Raw genomic sequence first — 21,657 nt, 5'->3', positions numbered from 1 at the left:
CATGGCTCTGGTCGCGGTCGTGACGTCGTCACCGCCGTCCGTGGAGGGCGGTCACATGGTGATTGCGCGCGCCCTGGTGGACGCCGTGAAGACGGAAGGCCACGACGCGGAGCTCGTCACCACGCCATCGAATCCATTTGGGCAGCAAGCGTCCGAGTACCTGACGACGTGGCGGACCAACGTCAGGGAAATCGGCGGTCGGCGGGTCGACCATGTCATCTCACTGCGGTATCCGTCGTATGCCGTGCGGCATCGCTCTCACGTGTGCTGGCTGAACCACACCATGCGCGAGTACTACGACCTGTGGGAAGAGTTCTCAGGCCCGCTGTCACCGCAGGGACGGCTGAAGGAATCCGTGCGGCGCAGGTTGATTCACGCGGCCGACACCTGGTGCTTCCAGCATCACCTGAAGGCGCTCTACGCCCAGTCACTCACGGTGCAAGGTCGGCTCAAGCGCTGGAACGGCGTGGCGTCCGCGGTGCTGTATCCACCGGCGCCCCAGCGGACGTACCGATGCGACGGCTATGGCGACTTCATCTTTGTCGTGTCACGGCTCGCACCGCTCAAACGAATTGATCTGATCCTCCAGGCGCTGGCGACTCCGGCGGCTCAAGGCGTCCGGTGTGTCATTGCGGGCGAAGGGGAAGCCGAGGACGCCCTTCGCGCTGAGGCCACGCGCCTGGGGCTTGATGGCCGGGTGACCTTCGCCGGCCGTGTATCCGACGCGCAGTTGGTGGACTACCTGGCGACGTGCCGCGCCGTGTGTTTTGTCCCGAAGCGTGAAGATTACGGCTTTGTCACGGTGGAAGCGTTTTCGGCCGGGAAGGCTGTGGTGACGGTCACCGACAGCGGAGGACCGGCCGAGTTGGTGGTGGACGGAGTGAACGGCCGTGTCACTGCGCCGGACGCTTCCGCCCTGGGACAGGCTCTGGCCGATCTCTGCGCCGACCCTTTGCTGGCGTCGCGTCTGGGGGCCCAGGCCCTGGCCACCGCCGGGCGTTTCACATGGACGGGTGTCGTTGATACTCTCGTCACACAGCACCTTCGCCCATAACACCCATGTCCTATCGAACACCTCTGGAACACCGCATCGCCAAGAAGACCACCCAGGCGATCCTTGAGCACAACCTCATCGAGGACGGCGACCGCGTGATGGTCGGCCTGTCGGGAGGTAAAGACAGCTGGGCGCTGATCCAGATTCTGGACGTGCTGCGCAAGCGTGCGCCGATTACGTTTTCCATCTGCGCGATCAACGTGAACTCCGGCTACAAGGACTTCAAGCACAGCGCTGTGACCGAGGCCTGCGCCGAACGGGGGTGGGAAGTGCACATCGAGCACACCACCATCGGCGCCGTCATGGATGACATCCTGGAGGATGGCGAGACGCCCTGTTCGCTCTGTGCCCGGCTGCGGCGGGGCGTGTTGTACCGGCTGGCGGATTCGGTGGGCGCCACGAAGATCGCGCTTGGCCACCACATGGACGACTTCGTCGAGACACTGCTGCTCAACGTGTTCTTCCAGGGCGCGCTCAAGGCCATGCCCGCGCGTCTGACCTCGGACAACGGCAAACACACGGTGATCCGGCCTCTCGTGTATGTCACCGAGGCTGAAGCCCGCGCCTACACCCAGGAAAACAACCTGCCGGTCATCGGCTGCTGTTGTCCTGCCTGTGGAGACCTAAGCCTCAAGCGCCAGCGCCTGAAGCGGATGATCGCCGAACTGGAACTGGAACACCCGGACATCAAGAATTCGATGATCAAGGCCATCGGGAACGTGGCGCCTCGCCACCTGCTCGATACGCGCCTGTACCCGGTGGCCCAAACCGCCGCGGCTCTCCGGTAACTGCCCGTGCGTGCGGTGATTACCCGCGTGTCGTCGGCGTCGGTCTCCATCGACGGCCGGGTCGTGTCTGAAATCGGCCAGGGGCTGCTTGTGCTGATTGGGGTGGCGAACGGCGACGGAACGGCCGATACCGACTATGTCGCGGCCAAGATCCGGGATTTGCGGATTTTCAGCGACGCGGCGAACAAGATGAACCTGAGCGTGATGGACGTGGGTGGGGCCGTCCTGGCGGTCTCGCAGTTCACTCTGCTCGCCGATGTCCGGCGGGGACGCCGGCCCTCGTTTATCGGGGCGGCGGCGCCCGACGTGGCCAACGACGCGTACGAAGGCGTCGTGTCACGCCTTCGGGACGCGGGGTTGGTGGTCCGGACTGGCGTGTTCCAGGCCGATATGCAGGTGGCGTCGGTCAACGACGGCCCCGTCACCATTTGGATTGATTCGCGGAGTGATACATGACGAGAGTGATTCAGAGGTTGGTGCTGGGTGTGGTGATGATGGGGTTGGCGGCGCCGGCGTGGGCGCAGTCGCGACCGCTGGTCACCGAGGACCCCGAGACGGTTGGCCCCGGCCAGATTCTGCTGGAAGCGGGCATTGACTACAGCCGCCAGGCGTTTTTCCCGGTGTCCGGCCTGCAGGGCAACCTCATGAGGCTGGGGACCCTGGGCTTGAGTTTTGGTGTCAGTTCCATTGCTGAAATCCAGATCGACGGTGGCCTCCGCAATCGGTTGACCATCACCGACAGGCTTGCCGGCCCCCTGGCCGGCATGCTGGACATCACAGGCGATTCGACCGCCGACGTGGAAGACATTGTGGTGGGCGCCAAGGTGCGCTTTGTCTCCGAAGGCGTGGGCCGCCCGTCACTGGCCGTGCGATTTGCGACGCGACTGCCCAATGCCGGCAACGAAAGCGGACTGGGACTCGACACCACGGACTTTGCACTCGCCCTGGCGATGGGCAAGACCATCCAGCAGGTGCGGGTGGTTGGAAACGCCGGATTCGCCATCCTCGGTGATGCGACGCGTGGCGATCGCCAGAACGACGTGTTCATCTACGGCTTGTCCATTGCCCGGGCGATCGCCAACGGCGCTGAAGTGGTGGCCGAACTCAATGGTCGTGCCAATACGCGCACGGGAACGGTGATTGCGGGCACTGAGAGCCGCGCGGCGATGCGCGTCGGGTCGCGCTTCACGCGTGGACCTGTGCGCCTGGATGCCGCAGTGATGTTCGGCATCACCGAGCGCGATCCCGCATGGGGCTTCACCACGGGACTCACGTGGGTGTTTAACGCGTTCACGGTTAAGTAACTGGGGAAGTTAGGAACTGGGGAACTTAGGAACTGGGGAAGTTGGGAACTGGGGAAGTGGCTGCTGAGCAGATTCGGTTTAACGACGGGGCGGCCTACGAACGCTACATGGGCGCGTGGAGCCAGCTCGTCGGGGATGCGTTTCTCGAGTGGTTGGCACCCGAACCCGGTCTGCGCTGGCTGGATGTCGGATGTGGCAGCGGAGCCTTCACCGAGATGCTCGTCCACCGCTGTGCTCCAGCCTCGATTGACGGAATCGACCCGTCAGAAGAGCAACTCGCCTTCGCCCGCACGCGCCCGGCATTGCGGCTCGCGCAGTTTCGTCAGGCCGACGCGATGGCCTTGCCGTTCCCCGGCCACACGTTTGACGCGGCGATCATGCCGCTGGTGATCTTCTTTGTTTCCGATCCTGCCAAAGGCATTGCCGAAATGGCTCGCGTGGTGTCTCCCGGAGGCCTCGTGACGGCCTATGCGTGGGACATGCCGGGCGGCGGATTTCCGTATCGGACCCTCTTCGCGGAGTTGCGCGACCAGGGCGTCTACGTACCGTCAGCGCCAAGTCCAGATGCGTCCGGCATGGACGCCATGCGCGCCCTCTGGACAGACGCGGGCGTCGAGGCGCTCGAGACGCGCGTCATCACGGTGGAACGGACGTTCGCCGATTTCGACGATTACTGGACGACGGTCCTTGGCAGTGCGAGTGTGGCTCGGATATTGGCGGCCATGACGCTGGAGCAGTTGACGCCGATCAAGGCGCGCATGAAGGAGATCCTGCCGGCCGCCGCCGACGGCCGCATCACCTACAGCGCCACCGCCAACGCGATTGCGGGGCGCGTGCGACAATCCCCATCATGACCCGACGTCGGTGGTTCCTCTCCCTTCTGCCCCTGGCGACACGAAGGGGCCCGACATCATGATGACGGAGGAGGCGAATCACCAGCGCGGATTCGCGTTCCTCAAGCGTTCGGCCATCGATCAGCACATCAACACGCGCAATCGGTGGGACGACCTCATCCCGGTCATCACAAAGTTCCCGCAGTACCTCGGCATTGGACTGTCCGAAGACACCGCGATCGTGGTGACCGGCGATACGTTCGAGGTCATCGGCCGTTGGAAAGTGACCGTGCATGACAACACGCAGGCGTACCAGCCGTGGGACAAACCCTACGACGTGCTGAACCCCGGCGACGTCTATGACATGAAGACCCGGAAGATCCTGAAGTACGGCAATGGCGCGACCGCGGGCCGCGGCGGTGGTGGCGACGACCGCCAGCCGATGGACTACCTGCCTGGCGTGCCGTAAATCACGTAGCCTTGAACGCTATCGATACCCGCAACGAACTCGCGCGGCTCATCGAACAGCAGCGGAACGCCCTGCTCGCGGTGTGGAGACGCAGGTCCGTGAACTCCCGGCGGCACGGGACCTGGATGTCCCCACGCTCAACGATCACATTCCGGGCCTGCTGGCCGAGCTTGCGATCGAGTTGCGGCGGAACAAGTCTTTTGGTTGCGGCGCGCCGCTTGCTCCACGCTTCAGCCACAAGGCATCCCTGTGAAGCGAGGCGGCGAGAGTCACGTCACCGTCGACACCGGCCGACGGGCGGCCCACACCCCGAATGCGGCCACGGTGCCCATGACAGCCAGTCTGAACACCACCGCATCTGACGACCATAACGAGAAGTCGGTGGTCAGCGGCGCGAGCATCGTCAGATTCAGGAAGAGCAGCCAACTCATTCCCGCCACCAGACCGAATCGGGCCACGGCCACCACGCCGAGCGACACCACCACCACCATCGCGCCCATCGTCGGCCAACTGCGCGCAGAGAAGAGGATGAACCCGCCGGCGCCCAGCGCAGCCAGGAGGGCCGCCCCAATCCAGAAGCGGCGCGCCACCTTCGACACCAACGCCACGAAAACCAACGCCGCCAGCGCGGGTGCGGGATTGAGCGACTGCAGGACGACTTCGACCGATCCCAGCACGGAACCGAGGGTGCGCAGATCAATGGCATAGTTCGGTCCGTACGGACTCTGGGTCCAGACCTTGATCCAGCCGCTGAGACAGAAGGCTCCGGCGCCCGTGAGCGCGAGGAGGCCGCCAACCAGCACGTCGCGGCCCACCATTGGGTCGATGACACGTCCTGACAGGAGGCGGTTCCACGAGATCAGGAGCGAGGGGCGAGTACTCCGGATGACCGGCTCAAGCGCCACGTAGAGCAGGGCACCAATCGCGCCCGTCACGATCGTGGCTGATACACATTCGGCGAACAAACGAATCGATCCGTCCAGGGTTGCGGGCAACTGGCTGCCGATCGCCACCGTCAGTCCGGATGGAATGCCCGCCATCGCGGCCACCGTGCGCGCGCCGGCCACATCGCCTCGACCCGCGCGCAGATGGTGCCGCGCCATGACCACGCCGCCGATCAGCACGCCAACCATCACCACCGCGAGCAGGGCGATCGCGGCGACGTCGCCGGTCGGACCCGACGCAGCCATTCGTGAGGTCGCCGTTTCCCACGGTCCAATCACCTGGAAACGCACGACACGCCCGCCGGCCGACGCCGCTTCGATCCGCAGGGGTAGGTCTGAGTGGTCCGCGTAGGTTCCGGTCCAGGCGCGCAACTCGTCGGCAAACACAGCCGGCGTCCACACCGGAGTGGCCGCGACGAACGTGGTCATGTCGAGTTCCGCCGCCGCAAAGAGCGACGCCCAATCGGTGGCGCCTCCATCGCCATCGTCGAGTGCGGCAGACGGGATCGCGAGAAACGAGACGAGCCGGCCGCGTGTGTCCATCACGATGGTGATCATGCCGGGCGAGTCGGGTGGGGGATCGGACGGCGTCACCACCACGGCCGGCCGTCCACCGGCGAGCGGCAGCAGGGGAACGGGACTCTGCCGGTACCAGAAATAGAACGTCAAGGGCTGTCCCGTCGTGATCCGGGACCACCGCTCAGATGCCGGCAGCGGATCGTTCGACCAAGTGGCCCACGCAGAGTCGATCGCGAACCCGCTCGCCTGGTCGGCTGGCCGTTCGCCATATCCTAGTTGCGCAACGAGGCGGGTCGCTCGGTCGGCGAGAATCACCGGCGAGGTAACGAGCGGCGCGAGTTGGTGCTGATTGACACGATCCCCAAACGAGAGCAACACCAACAGTACCGCGATCGCGGCAAGGCCTCCCCACGCGGCGGCGGGTGTCAGTGCTCCGGCGGCGGGCGCGGCCGCCACCATGGCCGGCGATGGTGTTTCGCCCGCGAGCAACGCCGCGTCCAGCGAGCGACCGCCCGGCAGGGCGAGCGCAATTTCCGCGGCCGACGCTGGGCGTTCTCCGGGCTCCGGCTCAAGGCAGCGCAGGATGACTCGCTCAACGGCCGGGTCCAGATCCGGAACCCAGTGTGAGGGCCGAGGGGGCGCGCCGCGGTCACGTTCCAGGACCGGCCTGCCCGTGAACACCTCGTACAGCACCAGTCCGAGGGCGTAGAGATCACTGCGGCGGGTTACGCCGCGCCCATCGCGCTGTTCCGGCGCCATGTAGGCGGGTGTTCCGGAGCCGACGTCTGCGGCGGGGATTTCGGTCTCGACGCCGGCGAGCCCGAAGTCCGTGATCCGCGCCCGGCCGTGGCCGTCGAGCATGACATTGGCGGGCTTGATATCGCGATGAAGCAGTCCGACGTCGTGCGCCGCCGACAGGCCCGCGCACATCTGTCGCGCCACCTCCACGGCCTTGTCGTGGGGCAGGCGACCGATGCGACGCATCAATGACGCGAGGTCTTCGCCGTCGATATATTCCATCGACAAGAAGTGCCGCCCGTCCACCTCGCCGATGTCGAACACCCGGCAGACGTGGGGATGCGAAATCTGGCGTGCCAGCTTGACCTCGTTATGGAACCGGGCGAGCGCGGCGCTGTCGTGCGCGAGTCCATCGGGCAGGAACTTCAGCGCCACCGCCTGGCCGAGCTTCAGATCGTCGGCCCGATATACCTGGCCCATGCCGCCGCGGCCGATGAGGCTCGCGATGCGAAAACGGCCGGCGATGACGGTACCGGGCACCAACCGGTGGTCATCAAGGCCTCCTGCCGCGGCAGTCTGGACGTGAGGGCTCACACTCGTACGCGTAGCGTCTTCGGGCACGACAGGCGGATACTACTGCAGCGCCATGAATTTCGTCGAAGGGGCGCGGTCAGACCATGAACCGCTTGTGGACGCGCGCCAGTTCTTCCTCGCGCCGTTCAATCGACCAACTCCATTCGCGCGTGAGGAGATCGGCTGCGCGTTCGAGCGCCGGTTCGCCGGGGTGGCCGGCTGAGCCGAGCGGTGTCCGTCGGAAGACCACGTCCTCAAGCCGCACAGCGGCGGCCTCGCGGGCGGCGTAAATCACTTCGCCCTCGATCACGGGCCCGGAGGGATTGAGCCGCGCCAGCGCGCCCTCGGTGTGCGCACAGCGCAGCACGGCCGGTCCCTCCGTCCCGTACCACCCGGCCAGATGCGCGTGGATCGTTTTCTCGAGCGTCAGTCCCAGCGCGCGCGATGTTTCCTGCAGGATGCCGTCGCTGTCGGCGATGTCGGCGTGGGGGAGCACGGTGGTGCCCGTCCGGCACGGCCGGGCCGGACGTCCGGCGAGTCGAGCGACGGCGTCCACCGCACGCTCGGCCGCCAGCCGCGCGGTTGTGTACTTCACGCCCACAAGACTGAACAGCCCCGTCGATTCGCTGTGCACCAGTAGTTTTGGCTCAGCCAGCAGGTCGAGCCCTGTGCCCGTCGCCTGCGCGGGCACAAGTCCCTGGTGCACGAAGCGCACATCCTTGCGCGTGGCGCCAAGAGCAGGGAAGGCCGTTTGGATCTCCGCGAGGAATGCTTCCACAATCGGCCCGAGCGGTGCCGCGTCATCCCCCGCGACGGCGCCTTCCGGCTGGTACGTGCCGACCAGCACGCCGCCGGCCCAGGGCACAGCCGTCAGCATGCGTCCCTGCGCCGAGGGTGCGGCGAGCGCAATGTCCTTGGCCGGCCGATCGATCAGCAGGTTCATCGCGCGCACCAGCGGAGGAGCTCCGGTGGCACCGAAGCGTTGGTGCAGGGCAGCCAGGCCGGTGCCGGCGGCCAGCACCACGGCGTTCGCGCGAACGTCGAACACGTCGCCGGTCAACACGTCGCGGCACGAGACACCCGTGATGCGCGAACCTTCGCGCATCGGAGCCTGGGCCTCCACATACGTGGCCACGACCGCGCCGGACTGGTGCGCAGCCAGTGCCACTGTCCATGTCAGACGGTCCGGATGCACGGTCTGGTAGTCGTACCAGATGGCGCCGCCAGAGAGGCCCTTGGGTGCGATGCCCGGAAAGAAACGCTGCGTCGCCGCAGGCGACTCCAGGCGCGTACTGGGCAGGTGCAGCTCGGGGGACACGTGCTGGTTCCGCGACTTCCCGACGAAGTCGTACAGCTTGAACCCGGCCCGGACCATCAATCGTGACCGCCGGGTCCCGCGGTAGGTGCCGATCAGGAAGGGCAGGGGCCGCAGCAGGTGTGGAGCAATCCGCGCCCAGGCCCGCCGTTCCGCAATCTGCTGCCGGCATTTCAGCAACTGGCCAGATTGCAGCGCCCGCAGCCCACCATGGATGGTCCGCTGATGGTTGAAGGAAATACCGCTGCCAACGTCACCGCGCTCGACAAGCGCCACCCGCAAGCCGCGGGCCGCCGCGTCGTAGGCCGTAAACAAGCCGTGGATGCCGCCGCCCACCACCAGCAGATCGAAGGACTCGGCGTGCAGTCGGGAAAGGTCGCGTGTCATACCTGCCATATAGTAAGTCGCGCATGAACGAACGCGTCCGCGAGTACTGGAACACCCACATCCACGATCTTGAGATTTCCACCCATGCTCCGGGGAGCCCGGGATTCTTCTCCGATCTCGACCAGTATCACTTCGAGAAACTGCATCACCTTCTGGACCTCGTCCACTTTGACGAGTGGAAAGGCCGGGACGTGCTTGACGTCGGGTGCGGCGCGGGCGTCGAGGTGGTGCGATTCGCCCGGGCCGGCGCGCGCGTCACCGGGGTGGACATCGCGCAAAGTGCCATCACCCTGGCCCGCCAGAATCTCGAACAGCAGGGATTGTCAGCTCGGCTGGATGTGGTCGATGGTGAACATCTGCCGTATGCCGATGCGTCGTTTGATCTCGTGTTCGCCCACGGAGTGGTGCAGTACACCGGCGACGACCGGCGGATGGTGGCAGAAATCCACCGAGTGCTTCGCCCCGGTGGGCTGGCGATCTTCCAGGGCTACAACCGACTCTCGTGGCTCAATGCGCTTTCGAAGGTCATGAAGACTCCGCTTGAGCATGAGGACGCACCGGTGCTCAAGCGCTATTCGGCGGCCGAGTTCAGCGACTTGTTGAAACCCTTTTCGAAGGTGGATCTCGTCTTTGAGCGGTTCCCCGTGAAGTCGCGGCTCCACAAGGGCTGGAAGGGACTCGCGTTCAACACGTTCTTCGTTGGCACGTTTAACGCCCTGCCTCGCTCGTGGGTGCGGCGCTACGGATGGCACCTGCTCGCGTTTTGCCGAAAGGGCGCTGCGTAGCCTATGGAACTCGTCAAGGCTCACGCGTACGGAAACGACTTCCTGCTGCTCCCGTCATCCGACACCGCGCCGTCGGGCGACATGGCGTCTCTGGCCCGCCGAGTGTGTGATCGGCACGCCGGCATCGGCGCCGACGGCCTGATGATCGTCGTCGAAACGGAGCGAGGCGCGCGCACCCGTTTGCTGAATGCCGACGGGAGCCGGTCCGAGATCTCCGGGAATGGGATTCGGTGCGTGGCCGCATGGCTCGCTCGCACCAGAGGTCTTGAGGCGGGATCGCAGGTTGTCCTCGACACCGAAGCGGGTCTGCGGACGATCGACGTGCTGTCTGTGGATGGCACACGTTACTCCTGTCGTGCGGAAATGGGGCAGCCCGAGGGGTTGCGCCAGGTACCGATCGAAGTCGCCGGACAGACCGTCACTGCCGTCGTGCTTCGCGTCGGCAACCCGCAATGTGTGGTTATCGGGCCGCCCGAACACCTGACGACCGCGCGCCTGCACGCCATTGCGGCAGGACTCGCCGTTCACCCGTTTTTTCCGGAAGGCACAAACGTCGAACTGGCCACCGTCGAGGAAGCTGGCCGGGTGAGGATCCTGATCTGGGAACGCGGCGTGGGACCAACCGAGGCGTCAGGCACCGGCGCGTGCGCTGCGGCGGTTGCGACGGCGATGTTTGGCGGCGCCGCCCGCCGGTCCGACGTCGTGTCGCCCGGAGGCACGCAGCGGGTGGAGTGGACGGATGACGGAATTCTCCTGACCGGGTGGGCCGAACTGACGGGCGCCGTTCAATGGTGGGGGGCGCAGTGAGGCAATTTCACAAGGCATCGGAGGTCGGCGAATCATTTTCCCCGGCAGAGGAACAGTTCAACCGTCGTCGCCGCACCTTCGGCTTGTTTGCGGGGCCGGCGTTATGCCTGGGAATCCTGCTCCTGCCCACGCCAGGACTATCCGACAACGCGCACAAGCTGAGCGCGATCCTGGCGTTGATGGTGACGTTGTGGATGACGGAGGCCATTCCGCTGGCCGCCACAGCGCTCTTGGGCCCGACGCTGGCGGTGCTGTTCGGCATCGCCAACGCGAGAACGGCGTTCGCTTCATTCGCCGACCCGATTATTTTTCTCTTCATCGGCAGCTTCATCCTGGCCGAGGGCATGTTTGTGCATCGGCTCGATCGGCGCATGGCGTTTTCAGCGCTGGCTTCACCGTGGATCGGGAGCAGCGCCCTGCGCCTGGTCGTGGTTTACGCCACCGTTGCTGCCGTGCTTTCGGCCTGGATGAGCAACACCGCGACCACCGCGATGCTGTTTCCTCTGGGGATGGCCGTTCTCGTCGAACTGGGCCGCGGTCGGTCGCACGACCCGGCTTTTCAACGGTTCGCGATGACGATGATGCTGGTCACGTCGTTTGCGGCGTCCATTGGCGGGATGGCGACGCCAGTTGGCACACCCCCGAACCTGATCGGCAAGGGGTTGCTGCTCAAGAACGCCGGCATTGATATCTCCTTCGCCGGTTGGATGGCCCTGGGTGTGCCGCTCGTCATTGTGATGATGGGCACGCTGGTGGCGTGGATGCTGTATCCCGCGGCACGGCACGTGCGCCTGAGTGAGACGGCGACGGCGTCGGTCCGCGAAGAACTGCGCAAGCTGGGCTCCATGCAGGTCGGCGAGCGGAATGTGGTGCTGGCGTTTGCGGTCACGGTGTTGTTGTGGACCCTGCCCGGCATGCTGGCACTGGTGCTGGGCCAGACCCACTGGCTGACCATGCGCACCACTACGCTGTTTCCCGAGTCCATCGCCGCCATCATTGGCGCGCTGTTGCTGTTTGTGCTGCCGATTAGCTGGCGCGCCCGGCGGTTCACGATGACGTGGGAGGAGGCGTCGAACATCGACTGGGGCATCATCCTGCTGTTCGGCGGCGGCCTGGCGATGGGCGGACTGGCCGACTCTACGGGACTGGCCGACAGTTTCGGCCGGTGGGTGGTCAGCTACGTTCCGGGCGCCGGCAGTGCGGGGTTGACGATTGTATTCACCGCCGTCGCCATCCTGATGTCGGAAGCGGCCTCAAACACGGCTGCCGCCACGGTGGTGGTGCCGACGGCGATCGCGGTGGCGGTGGCGGCGGGCGTTTCGCCCCTTGAGCCGGCGCTTGGGGCCACACTTGGTGCGAGCATGGGATTCATGATGCCCATCTCCACGCCGCCCAACGCGATTGTGTACAGCAGCGGCTACATCCCGATCGGCACCATGATGCGCTACGGCGTCGTGCTCGACGTTGTCGGATTTGTGGTGATCGTCGCTGCTGTGCTCGGGTTCGGGTGGGTCGTCAGATAACGCGATCTTCAGGCCCCGCCGACTGGCAGATTCTGCAAGGCGCCCTCGTCACACGTCGAAAAGTCGCCGTGTATGAGTGCGCCCGAATCTTGCAGGGCGCAATCCCCGTGACCCACGCAGATCTCACCCCGTTCCAGATTCCTGAAGGCCCACGCGAGAAACTGGAACGACTGGGGATGGCCGCGATGTCCGATGCGGAGTTGCTGGCGATTGTGCTGGGACACGGGGCCGCTGGGCACTCGGCGCATCGGCTGGCCGTGTCGCTGCTGGAGCAGGCGCCGGGGCTGCACGGGCTTACCCGGATGTCGCGGGATGAGTTATGCCGGCTGCCCGGAATAGGCGCTGCGCAGGCGGCGCGCGTATTAGCCGGCATTGAAGTGGGCCGGCGGACGCTGACCAGGCGCCCCGCTTCACGGCCCCAGTTCATCACGGCCAAGGAGACGGCCGAGCACCTGTTGCCGCGGTATGGGGCACACCCCGTCGAGCGCTTTGGTGTGTTGCTGCTCGACACCAAACAACGCCTGCTGCGCGCCCACGTGATTTCCGAAGGCTCGCTCGACACCTCACTGGCCCATCCGCGAGAGGTGTTCCGGGCGGCTGTCGGCAGTGGGGCCGCCTGCGTGATCGTGTTTCACAATCACCCGTCAGGCGACCCGTCACCAAGTCCGGACGACCGCTCGCTCACCCTGAGACTGGTGAAAGTCGGCGTACTCTTAGGCGTGCCGCTGGTGGACCACCTGATACTCGCCGATGGGGCGTACTGGTCGTTTCGGGAGCATGGGATGATTTGACCCGCACCGGCTACAATGGAGGTTTCCGGTATTCGACCATGTCCCGTTTCTACCTCACCACCGCCATCGACTACGTCAACAACCGGCCCCACCTGGGCACGGCGTACGAAAAGATTGCCGCCGACGTGATCGCCCGGTACCACCGGCTGGCCGGCGACGACGTGCGGTTCGTGATGGGTAATGACGAACACTCCCAGAACGTGTTTCGACGGTCCACCGAGGCCGGACTCGATCCGCTGGCCTACTGCGACCGGATGGAAGGCGAGTTCCGCACGGTGTGGGCGGGGCTCAATATCTCGTTCGACGATTTCATCCGCACCACCCAGCCGCGGCACAAGGCCGCAGTGCAGGCGATGGTGCAGCACGCGTTCGCGAGCGGCGATATCTACGAAGGCCTGTACGAGGGCTGGTATTGCGTCTCCTGCGAGGAATTCAAACCCGACAAGGGATTGATCGAGGGCCAGTGCCCCGTGCATCGCACCACACCGGACTGGATCAAGGAGAAGAACTACTTCTTCCGCCTGTCGAAATACCGTGACGCCCTGCTTGAGCACTACGCGGCACATCCAGACTTTGTGGCCCCCGAATCGCGGCGCAACGAAATGCTGCGGCTGCTCGAGGGCGGCCTCGAAGACATCTCCGTCAGCCGCGCAGGGCAGGCGTGGGGCATTCCGCTGCCGTTTGCACCTGAGAACGTGGTGTACGTCTGGTACGACGCGCTGATCAACTATGCCGCGGCCGTCGGTTACGGCACCGATCCGGCGATGTTCGACCAGTGGTGGGCGCAGACCGGCGAACCCATCCGGCACGTCGTGCATCTGGTGGGCAAAGACATCACGCGGTTTCATTGCGTGGTCTGGCCGGCGATGCTGATGAGCGCGGGCCTGCCGCTGCCCACCCAGATCTTCGGCCACGGCTGGGTGCTGTTCAAAGGCGAGAAGATGAGCAAGTCGCTGGGCACGGTGGTGGACCCGCTCGACGCGGTGGGGAAGTTCGGTCCCGACCCGTTGCGGCTGTTCCTGTCGAAGGAAATTGTCTTCGGCAACGACGGTGACTTTTCGTGGGACCGGTTCGAAGAGAAGTACAACGCAGACCTGGCAAACAACCTTGGCAACCTCGTCAGCCGCGTGACGGCCATGGCCGATCGGTACCGGCAAGGACATCTGCGCGCAACACCGATGGCGCCACACCTGGCGGCCGCAGGCCTTGAGGCCGAGACTCGGTGGAAGCAGGCGTTTGACGAACTGGCTATCGATGTGGCGTGCGCGGCTGTTTTCCAGTTCGTGGATCGCATCAACGAATACATCGCGACCGAAGCCCCGTGGAAGCTGGCCAAGGCCGGCGACAACGCCGCGCTGGACACGGTGTTGTGGAATGCCACCGAGGCCCTGCGCGTGGCCGCGGTGATGTTATCGCCGGTGATGCCCGCGGCCTGCGATGAGATTCGCCGGCGCGTCGGTGATGCGTCAACTGGAGCCCACGTGCTGTGGGCACAAGATGGCCAGTGGCGGGAGAGCGGCGAGCGGTTCGTCGTATCCGGCGCCGCGTTGTGGCCGCGTTTGGAACCAAAGGAGAAGTCCGTGTCAGAAGAAATCAAGCCAGCGATCGGTCAGCCCGCCGTGTCACAAGCCGACGGCACCGGAGCCGAACCCGCACCGGCGCCGGCCCCTCAGCCGCCCGCGTCGCAGTGGCCGCTCGAGTCACGCATTTCGATTGAAGACTTCATGAAAGTCGATCTGCGCGTGGCAAGAATCCTCACGGCCGAGCGCGTGCCGAACTCCAAGAAGCTGGTCAAGCTGACGATTGACCTCGGCTCTGAACAGCGCACGCTCGTGGCAGGCATTGCAGAAGCCTACGAAGCGGACGCCCTCGTCGGCCGCACCGTCGCCATCGTCGCCAACTTGAAGCCCGCCAAACTGATGGGTATCGAGTCCAACGGCATGATCCTGGCGGCAAGCCCCGACGGCGGCAAGCCCATGCTGGTGGCGTTTGACCAGGCCCCGGCACCCGGAACCCGGATCCGGTAGGGCCGATTCGAACTGACGATGTTTGTTGATTCGCACTGTCATCTGGCCGACGAGGCGTTCCTCGCCGACCTGCCGGAGGTGGTGGCCAGGGCGCACGCAGCGGGCGTGCTGCAGGCTGTGTGCATCCTGTCGGCAGACACGCCCGAGGAACACGCGCGGGTGGCGGCGGTTCAGGCCGCGTGGCCGGGCGTGATCTTCGCAACCGCCGTGCATCCGCATCGCGCAGGCGCGTACGCGGACCGGGTCGGCGACGCCGTCTCGGCGGTCCGTGACACCACCATGCGCGTCGGCGCCCGGCTCCTGGGGGAAATGGGCCTCGATTACCACTATGATTTTGCCCCCCGGACCGTGCAGCAGGAGGTATTCGCCGCGCAGGTCCAGCTCGCCGTGGAACTCGACCTGCCTGTGGCGATTCACACGCGAGAGGCCTTCGACGACACCATCCGAATCCTGGACGATGCGGGCGCCGGCCGGGTACGCGGCGTGATGCACTGCTTCACGGGGACGGCCGCGGAAGCGCGACGGGCGCTTGACCTGGGCTTCTACCTGTCCATTCCGGGTATCGTGACCTTCCCGAAGGCGGGGGCGTTGCGTGACGTGGTGGCCGGGCTTCCGCTTGAGAGAATCGTGGTCGAGACCGACGCGCCCTATCTGGCGCCGGTGCCCCATCGGGGCAAACGGAATGAGCCGGCGTTCCTGAGCGAGACCGTTCGGCAGGTTGCCACCCTCCATGCTTTGGGAGTTGAGGTGATGGCCGAGCAGATTCAGACGAATTTCCACCGGCTCCTGGGCGCGCCTCGCGTTGACACTCCCTCGAAACCTGTGTTCTGATCCCTACAGTTTTTCGGCAGCAAAGAACCCCGGCGAGACCCTATCTGTGAACCCTTCTGCCACATCCGTCCCGGATCTCGGCGCGATCTTCGAACCGGTGCGCGAGGCCCTGGGGCGCGTTGAACAGGAGTTCGCGCGCCACCTCGAGTCCAAAGTCGATCTGATCCCGCAGATGGGCCGCTACATCCAGATGAGCGGCGGCAAGCGGGTGCGGCCAGCCGTACTGCTGCTGTCGGCGCGCATGTGCGGGTACACCGGAGACCGCGACGTGTTGAACGCCGCCGTCGTGGAGTTCATCCACACCGCCACGCTGGTGCACGACGACATCATCGACGAGGCCGAAACGCGCCGTGGGCGCCTCGCCGCGCACTCGCGATGGGGCAATGACGTCACGGTACTGCTGGGCGACTACCTGTACATCCGCTCCATGGCGATGGCCCTGACCCAGGATTCGCTCGAGGTGGTGCGGTTGCTGTGCGAAGTCACGCTGCGCATGATCGAAGGCGAGCTCTACCAGTTGACGAAGATGGGCGACGGCGCCATCACCGAAGACGAGCATCTGGAGATCATTCGCCGCAAGACGGCCTACCTGTTCTCAGGTTGCGCGGAAATTGGCGGCGTGCTCGGCAATTGCACGCCGGCGCAGCGCATCGCCCTGCGGGAGTACGGCTTTAATCTCGGCATCGCGTTCCAGATTGTGGACGACGTGCTGGACTACACGTCCGACGAAGCGGTGCTGGGCAAGCCCATCGGCGGCGATCTGCGCGAAGGCAAAGTCACCCTGCCCATCATCCTGCTGCAGCAGCGCACCGGCCCCGATGTGGCCGAACTGATTCAGCGCGTGGTCACCGAACGCCAGGTCACTCCCGAGGCGTGGCAGACGATTAAAGGGCTGCTGGCGACCCACGGCGCCGTGGACGCGGCGTATGAGCGTGCCGTGACCTTTGCGCACGCAGCGCGTACCCACCTCCTCGACGCCTTCCCGTCGTCGGTCGAACGTGACGGTTTGGCGTCGCTTGCCGACTACGTGCTGCAGCGCGACCGGTAGTGTGACACCCGCCGAACGTCTCGCCGATCTACGCGCCCGAATCAGGTATCACGAAGAGCGGTATTACGTCCGCGATGCGCCGGAGATTTCCGACGCGGAGTTCGACGCGCTCATGCGGGAGCTGCTCGAACTTGAGGCGCAACATCCTGACCTGATCGATCCGGACTCGCCGACGCAGCGGGTGGGCGGCCGGCCCGCGGAAGGCTTCGCGACGGTCGATCACCTCGAGCCGATGCTGAGCCTGGACAATGCCTACAGCGCCACCGACCTTCGGGATTTCCATGGCCGGGTGTGCCGGGGGCTGGACGTGGCGGAGGACTCGGCCCTTGCCTATGTGGCTGAGCTCAAAATTGACGGTCTCAGCATCGCCCTCACGTACGAAGGGGGCCGACTGCGCCGGGGCGTCACCCGTGGTGATGGCGTGCATGGCGAGGACGTGACGTCGAACATCCGTGTGCTGCGTTCAGTGCCACTGGCCCTGAAGACGGACGCGCCGGCGATGATGGAGGTGCGCGGCGAGGTGTATTTTCCGCGCGCCGCGTTTGCGCGCGTGAACGAGGAGCGCGAGAAGGAAGGCGAGCCGGCATTCGCAAATCCGCGCAATGCTGCCGCCGGCACGATCCGGACGCTGGATTCCGCAGCGGTGAGCCGCCGGGGGCTCCGAGTCTTCGTTTATCAAATTGTCGTGCCCGCCGGCGCCGCCATGGTGTCGGATACACACAGTGGCGTGCTCCAGACCCTGGGCGAATGGGGCCTTCCCGTGGAGAGCCATTGGACGCGATGCGCCGGCGTCGATGCGCTCATCGACTTCTGCGAATCGTGGCGCGAAGCGCGGCACAAGCTGCCGTTCGAAACCGACGGCGTGGTCATCAAGCTCGATGACATGACGTTGCGGGCACGCCTGGGTGCGACGGCCAAGTTTCCGCGCTGGGCCACGGCGTTCAAGTTCCCGGCTGAACAGGCGCGCACGCGTTTGCTCAGAATTGACGTGAACGTCGGCCGCACCGGGGCCGTGACGCCGTATGCCGTCCTTGAGCCAGTGCGGCTTGGAGGTACGACAGTGCAACTCGCGACTCTGCACAACGAGCAGGAGGTGGCCCGCCGGGATATCCGCGACGGCGACCTTGTTCTCGTGGAAAAGGGCGGCGACATCATTCCCAAGGTCATCGGGCCCATCCTCGACGCGAGATCCGACCCGCCTCCGGCGCCGTGGACCATGCCGACGGCCTGTCCGGCCTGCCAACAGCCGCTGGCCAAAGCCGAAGACGAAGTGGTCTGGCGGTGCGAGAACGCATCATGTCCGGCCCGCCTCCGGCGCGGCCTCGAACATTTCGCCGCTCGCAAGGCGATGAACATCGAGGGGCTGGGTGAGTCGCTCGTCAATCAGCTCATCGACGCGGGCCTTGTCAGAAGCTTCGCCGACCTCTATCGCCTGACCACGGAACAGTTGGCGGCGCTCGAGCGCATGGGCCAAAAGTCTGCAGCGAACGTCGTGGCGGAAATCGAGAAGAGCAAATCGGCAGACGTCTGGCGCGTGTTGCACGCACTGGGGATCAGGCACGTGGGAGAAGGCGCGGCGCGGGCTCTGGCCAGGGCCTTTGGCAGCGTGGCCGCGCTGCGCGTGGCGACGCTGGAGCAGATCGAAAGTGTCGGCGAAATCGGTCCGGTGGTGGCGCGATCGGTTCGCGCATTCTTCGACGAGCCGGCCAATGCGAACATGCTCGACGACATGGCCGCTCAAGGCGTGGTGATGACCGATGCGCACGCGGATGCCGAGAACGCGCCCCGGCCGTGGGCGGGGTGGACGTTTGTCCTGACGGGCACACTGACGGGGCGCACAAGAGACGACGCCGCGGAAGCCATTGGGCGTCTGGGTGGAAAAGTGTCGGGCTCGGTCAGCAAGAAGACCCGGTATGTGGTGGCTGGCGCCGAGGCCGGTTCAAAACTGGACAAGGCGAAGACGTTGGGCGTGGAGGTCCTGGATGAAGCCCAATTCGAGGCGCTTATACTGAAAGCTGCGGATTCAGTATGAAGGCTCTGGCAGTTTCGCTGGTCGCGCTCGCCGCCACGGTGGGGTTCCTGCTGGGCCTCGTCGCCGCGGGTGGCACACCCACGGGTTCGCGGCGCGGTGTGGTGACGCCAGCGGCCCTTGAAACGCGCCCGTTATCGATCAGTACCGGCGCCGCAGTGGCGTCGCCGGTGAACGCCGGGACCGGTGTGGACTTTGCGGCGGTGGCCGCCCGTGTGAACGGGGCGGTGGTCAACGTGGACGCCGTGGCCCGAGAGATACGAGGCCGCACCCCGCGCCGGTTCCAGCGGGACATGACCGATGAAAATGGCGCCCCCCGCGAAGGGTCGGGGAGCGGCTTCATCATCGATGCCGCCGGTTTCATCCTGACCAACCACCACGTGGTGGAGGGCGCAGACCTGGTGACCGTCACGCTCGGAGATGGACGCGCTCTGCGCGCCACCGTCGTGGGCACCGACCCGGCCATCGATGTGGCATTGCTCAAGGTGGACGTCTCTGGTGGCCTGCCGGTGGCCCTGCTGGGGGACTCCGATACGCTCCGCGTGGGCGAGTGGGTGTGCGCCATTGGAAACCCGATGGGCTACGTGCACTCGGTGACGGTGGGCGTGGTGTCCTTCCTGGGCCGGAAGCTTTTTGATCAGAGCCTGGACGCCTACATCCAGACGGACGCCGCCATCAGCTTTGGCAACAGCGGAGGTCCGCTGATCAACAGCCGCGGGCAGGTGGTGGGCATGACCACCGCTGTCAGTTCGCAGGCCTCGAACATCGGATTTGCCATTCCCATCAGCCAGATCGTCTCGGTGCTGCCGCAACTACGCGAACACGGGCGTGTGGCGCGTGGATATGCGGGCGTGGTGCTGACCACCGCGACGCCGCGCCTGCAGGCCGCGCTGCAACTCGCACGTGACCGCGGTGCACTGGTGCAGGATGTACCGCCCGAAACACCGGCATCGCGCGCCGGGCTTCGGCCGTATGACTTGATCACGGCCATAGACGACGTAGACGTGGTGTCCGATGACGCATTGATTCGATACATCTCCGCCCAGGCTCCAGGAACCGTGGTGCGCTTTGATGTGTGGCGCGATCGATCGAGACAGACGGTCACGCTCAAGCTGACCGAACGCCCCCTTCCATCCACCGCGAGAGCGGCGCAGCCACCCGGCGGAGTTCGGCCCGCGCTGAGCCAGGAACAGGGGCCGCTCGGCATGATCGTGCGCGACATCGACGACGTGACGGCCAGGCGCAATGCCCTGCCGGAGTCGGTCACCGGCGTGATGATCAGCGACGTGGACCTGACCGGCCCCGCACGGCAGGCGCGCCTGCGACGCGGACAGGTGGTGATGGAGATCAACCGCCAGCGCATTGGGAGCGCGGCCCAGTTCCAGCGGGTGGTGGCCGCGCTTCCGCGCGGCGCCGCAGTCGCCGTCTACGTGTTCGATCCCGTGACCGACCAGCGGGCGATCTACTCCGTGATCATCGACCCCTCATGAAATCAAGACTCCTGGTGATTGACGACGATTCGGCGATTCGCGACACGATGCGAATGCTGCTGGAATACGACGGGTACGAGGTGCTGCTGGCGGCGTCGGGCCAGGAGGGCCTGGCCATGGTTGAAAAAGAAGCACCGGACCTGGTGTTTCTTGACGTCAAGATGCCGGGCATGGACGGCCTTGAAGTGCTCAGCCGTCTGCGCGGAACCAATGACTCACTGCCGGTGGTGATCGTGTCGGCGCATGGCAACACGACCACCGCGCTCGAAGCGGGGCGCCTGGGCGCATTTCGCTTCATCGAAAAACCGCTGTCGAAGGACTACGTGCTCGACGCGGTGCGCGAGGGGCTGGAGTTGGGCACCTTGCGCCGGGAGAACCGCCAACTGCGATCGGCCCTCGAGACGCGGCATCACGTGGTGGGCGAAAGCGGCGGGCTGCGATCGGTGATGGATCAAGTGCGCCGCGCGGCGCCGACCAATGCGACTGTACTGATTCTCGGCGAAAGTGGCGCCGGCAAGGAACTCATCGCGCGCGCGGTGCACCGCAACAGTCTGCGCGCCCGGGAGCGGTTTGTACAAGTCAACTGCGCAGCCATTCCCGAAGAGTTGATTGAGTCGGAGTTGTTCGGGCACGAACGGGGCGCCTTCACAGGCGCGACGGAAAAGCAGACGGGCAAGTTTGAGCAAGCCGACCGGGGCACAATTTTCCTCGACGAGGTCGGGGATATGAGCCCGAAGACCCAGGCCAAGGTCCTGCGTGTCTTGCAGGAAGGCGAAGTGGAGCGGCTGGGATCGGCCCGGACCATCAAGGTGGACGTGCGCGTCATTGCCGCGACCAACAAGGACCTGGAAGAGGAAATTGCGGAAGGGCGCTTTCGCGAGGACCTGTACTTCCGCCTCAGCGTCATCCCCATCAAGGCGCCGCCGCTGCGTGAGCGGCGTGATGACATTCCGGCGCTGGTCTCGCACTTCACCGCGCAGTTCAGCCAGGAACACAATCGCCGGCCAGCCAGTTTCTCGCGCGAGGCGATCGAAGCCCTCAAGCAGGCCCGCTGGCGCGGCAACATTCGCGAACTGAAAAACGTGGTGGAGCGGTTGCTGATCATGTCGGAGCGCGATGTCATCAGCGCCCGGGATGTGACCGACGTGGTGGGGCAGGCCGGCCCGGCACCGGCATCGGCTGCGGCCGGGGCGGCTGCGACGGTGCCGGCGGCGGCGACCCTGCGCGCGTTCAAGGAGGCCACCGAACGGGCGTGGCTGGTGGACCGCCTGCGTGAACACGCCTGGAATATTTCGAAAACCGCAGAAGTCATCGACACCCCGCGCAGCAACCTGTACAAAAAATTAGAACAGTACGGAATCCGGCAGGAAGTGGACGGATAGGGTACTCTGGAAGCTTCCGT

18 protein-coding genes are annotated in these 21,657 nt (G+C 65.4%); 16 read left to right on the top strand and 2 right to left on the bottom strand.

Annotation, left to right across the window (positions count from 1 at the left end; genetic code table 11):
- The first annotated feature begins 1 nt into the window (after position 1).
- The 6 genes from IPL75_14590 to IPL75_14565 are packed head-to-tail and all read left to right on the top strand — an operon-like array spanning position 2 to position 4,448.
- Positions 2-1,054 (top strand): glycosyltransferase family 4 protein, encoded by a 1,053-nt coding sequence (locus IPL75_14590; GenBank protein ID MBK9241450.1) that lies wholly within the window; start codon positions 2-4, stop codon positions 1,052-1,054.
- A 5-nt stretch (positions 1,055-1,059) separates the two neighbouring features.
- Positions 1,060-1,842 carry a tRNA 2-thiocytidine(32) synthetase TtcA gene (ttcA, locus tag IPL75_14585; GenBank protein MBK9241449.1) on the top strand — a complete coding sequence of 261 codons (783 nt, stop codon included), beginning with the start codon at positions 1,060-1,062 and terminating at the stop codon, positions 1,840-1,842.
- A gap of 6 nt (positions 1,843-1,848) precedes the next feature.
- On the top strand, positions 1,849-2,298 hold the full coding sequence (locus tag IPL75_14580; GenBank protein MBK9241448.1) for a D-tyrosyl-tRNA(Tyr) deacylase: 450 nt from the start codon (positions 1,849-1,851) through the stop codon (positions 2,296-2,298).
- Complete coding sequence (locus IPL75_14575) at positions 2,295-3,146, top strand: transporter (GenBank protein ID MBK9241447.1); 852 nt, start codon at positions 2,295-2,297, stop codon at positions 3,144-3,146. Before IPL75_14580 ends, IPL75_14575 begins: the two co-directional genes overlap by 4 nt.
- Before the next feature lie 56 nt (positions 3,147-3,202).
- Positions 3,203-4,000 carry a methyltransferase domain-containing protein gene (locus tag IPL75_14570; GenBank protein MBK9241446.1) on the top strand — a complete coding sequence of 266 codons (798 nt, stop codon included), beginning with the start codon at positions 3,203-3,205 and terminating at the stop codon, positions 3,998-4,000.
- Positions 4,001-4,010: 10 nt separating this feature from the next.
- Positions 4,011-4,448 (top strand): hypothetical protein, encoded by a 438-nt coding sequence (locus tag IPL75_14565; protein ID MBK9241445.1) that lies wholly within the window; start codon positions 4,011-4,013, stop codon positions 4,446-4,448.
- Between the two features lie 269 nt (positions 4,449-4,717).
- On the opposite strand, the gene IPL75_14560 is transcribed toward IPL75_14565, so the two are convergent.
- Together IPL75_14560 and IPL75_14555 are read right to left on the bottom strand one after the other, a co-directional pair.
- The gene (locus IPL75_14560) at positions 4,718-7,243 is read right to left on the bottom strand and encodes a serine/threonine protein kinase (protein MBK9241444.1); all 2,526 of its coding nucleotides are present in this window, start codon (positions 7,241-7,243) and stop codon (positions 4,718-4,720) included.
- Between the two features lie 76 nt (positions 7,244-7,319).
- A complete protein-coding gene (locus IPL75_14555; protein MBK9241443.1) occupies positions 7,320-8,924 on the bottom strand; it encodes a glycerol-3-phosphate dehydrogenase/oxidase in 1,605 nt (534 codons plus the stop codon).
- 23 nt (positions 8,925-8,947) lie between these two features.
- On the opposite strand from IPL75_14555, the gene IPL75_14550 reads away from it, so the two are divergent.
- The 10 genes from IPL75_14550 to IPL75_14505 all read left to right on the top strand — a co-directional run bounded on the left by IPL75_14550 (position 8,948) and on the right by IPL75_14505 (position 21,637).
- Positions 8,948-9,709 (top strand): methyltransferase domain-containing protein, encoded by a 762-nt coding sequence (locus IPL75_14550; protein MBK9241442.1) that lies wholly within the window; start codon positions 8,948-8,950, stop codon positions 9,707-9,709.
- A 3-nt stretch (positions 9,710-9,712) separates the two neighbouring features.
- Complete coding sequence (gene dapF / locus IPL75_14545) at positions 9,713-10,516, top strand: diaminopimelate epimerase (GenBank protein ID MBK9241441.1); 804 nt, start codon at positions 9,713-9,715, stop codon at positions 10,514-10,516.
- Positions 10,513-12,039: a DASS family sodium-coupled anion symporter gene (locus IPL75_14540; GenBank protein ID MBK9241440.1), complete on the top strand. Its 1,527-nt coding sequence runs from the start codon at positions 10,513-10,515 to the stop codon at positions 12,037-12,039. Before dapF ends, IPL75_14540 begins: the two co-directional genes overlap by 4 nt.
- A gap of 107 nt (positions 12,040-12,146) precedes the next feature.
- Positions 12,147-12,830 (top strand): DNA repair protein RadC, encoded by a 684-nt coding sequence (gene radC / locus IPL75_14535; GenBank protein ID MBK9241439.1) that lies wholly within the window; start codon positions 12,147-12,149, stop codon positions 12,828-12,830.
- Between the two features lie 38 nt (positions 12,831-12,868).
- Complete coding sequence (metG, locus tag IPL75_14530; GenBank protein MBK9241438.1) at positions 12,869-14,857, top strand: methionine--tRNA ligase; 1,989 nt, start codon at positions 12,869-12,871, stop codon at positions 14,855-14,857.
- A gap of 18 nt (positions 14,858-14,875) precedes the next feature.
- Complete coding sequence (locus IPL75_14525) at positions 14,876-15,688, top strand: TatD family hydrolase (GenBank protein ID MBK9241437.1); 813 nt, start codon at positions 14,876-14,878, stop codon at positions 15,686-15,688.
- A gap of 46 nt (positions 15,689-15,734) precedes the next feature.
- Positions 15,735-16,736, top strand: coding sequence for a polyprenyl synthetase family protein (locus IPL75_14520; GenBank protein ID MBK9241436.1), 1,002 nt, complete (start codon positions 15,735-15,737; stop codon positions 16,734-16,736).
- A 1-nt stretch (position 16,737) separates the two neighbouring features.
- Positions 16,738-18,768, top strand: coding sequence for an NAD-dependent DNA ligase LigA (ligA, locus tag IPL75_14515; GenBank protein ID MBK9241435.1), 2,031 nt, complete (start codon positions 16,738-16,740; stop codon positions 18,766-18,768).
- Entirely contained in the window at positions 18,765-20,255 is a 1,491-nt protein-coding gene (locus tag IPL75_14510) for a trypsin-like peptidase domain-containing protein (protein ID MBK9241434.1), read from the top strand. Before ligA ends, IPL75_14510 begins: the two co-directional genes overlap by 4 nt.
- Positions 20,252-21,637, top strand: a complete 1,386-nt coding sequence (locus IPL75_14505) for a sigma-54-dependent Fis family transcriptional regulator (protein ID MBK9241433.1) — start codon at positions 20,252-20,254, stop codon at positions 21,635-21,637. Before IPL75_14510 ends, IPL75_14505 begins: the two co-directional genes overlap by 4 nt.
- Positions 21,638-21,657: the final 20 nt, after the last annotated feature.

This window comes from Acidobacteriota bacterium (assembly GCA_016716905.1).
In the GTDB taxonomy this organism is placed as follows: domain Bacteria; phylum Acidobacteriota; class Vicinamibacteria; order Vicinamibacterales; family SCN-69-37; genus SYFT01.
The sequence above is the reverse complement of the archived record's forward strand: the minus strand, read 5'-3'. Positions and strand labels throughout refer to the sequence as shown.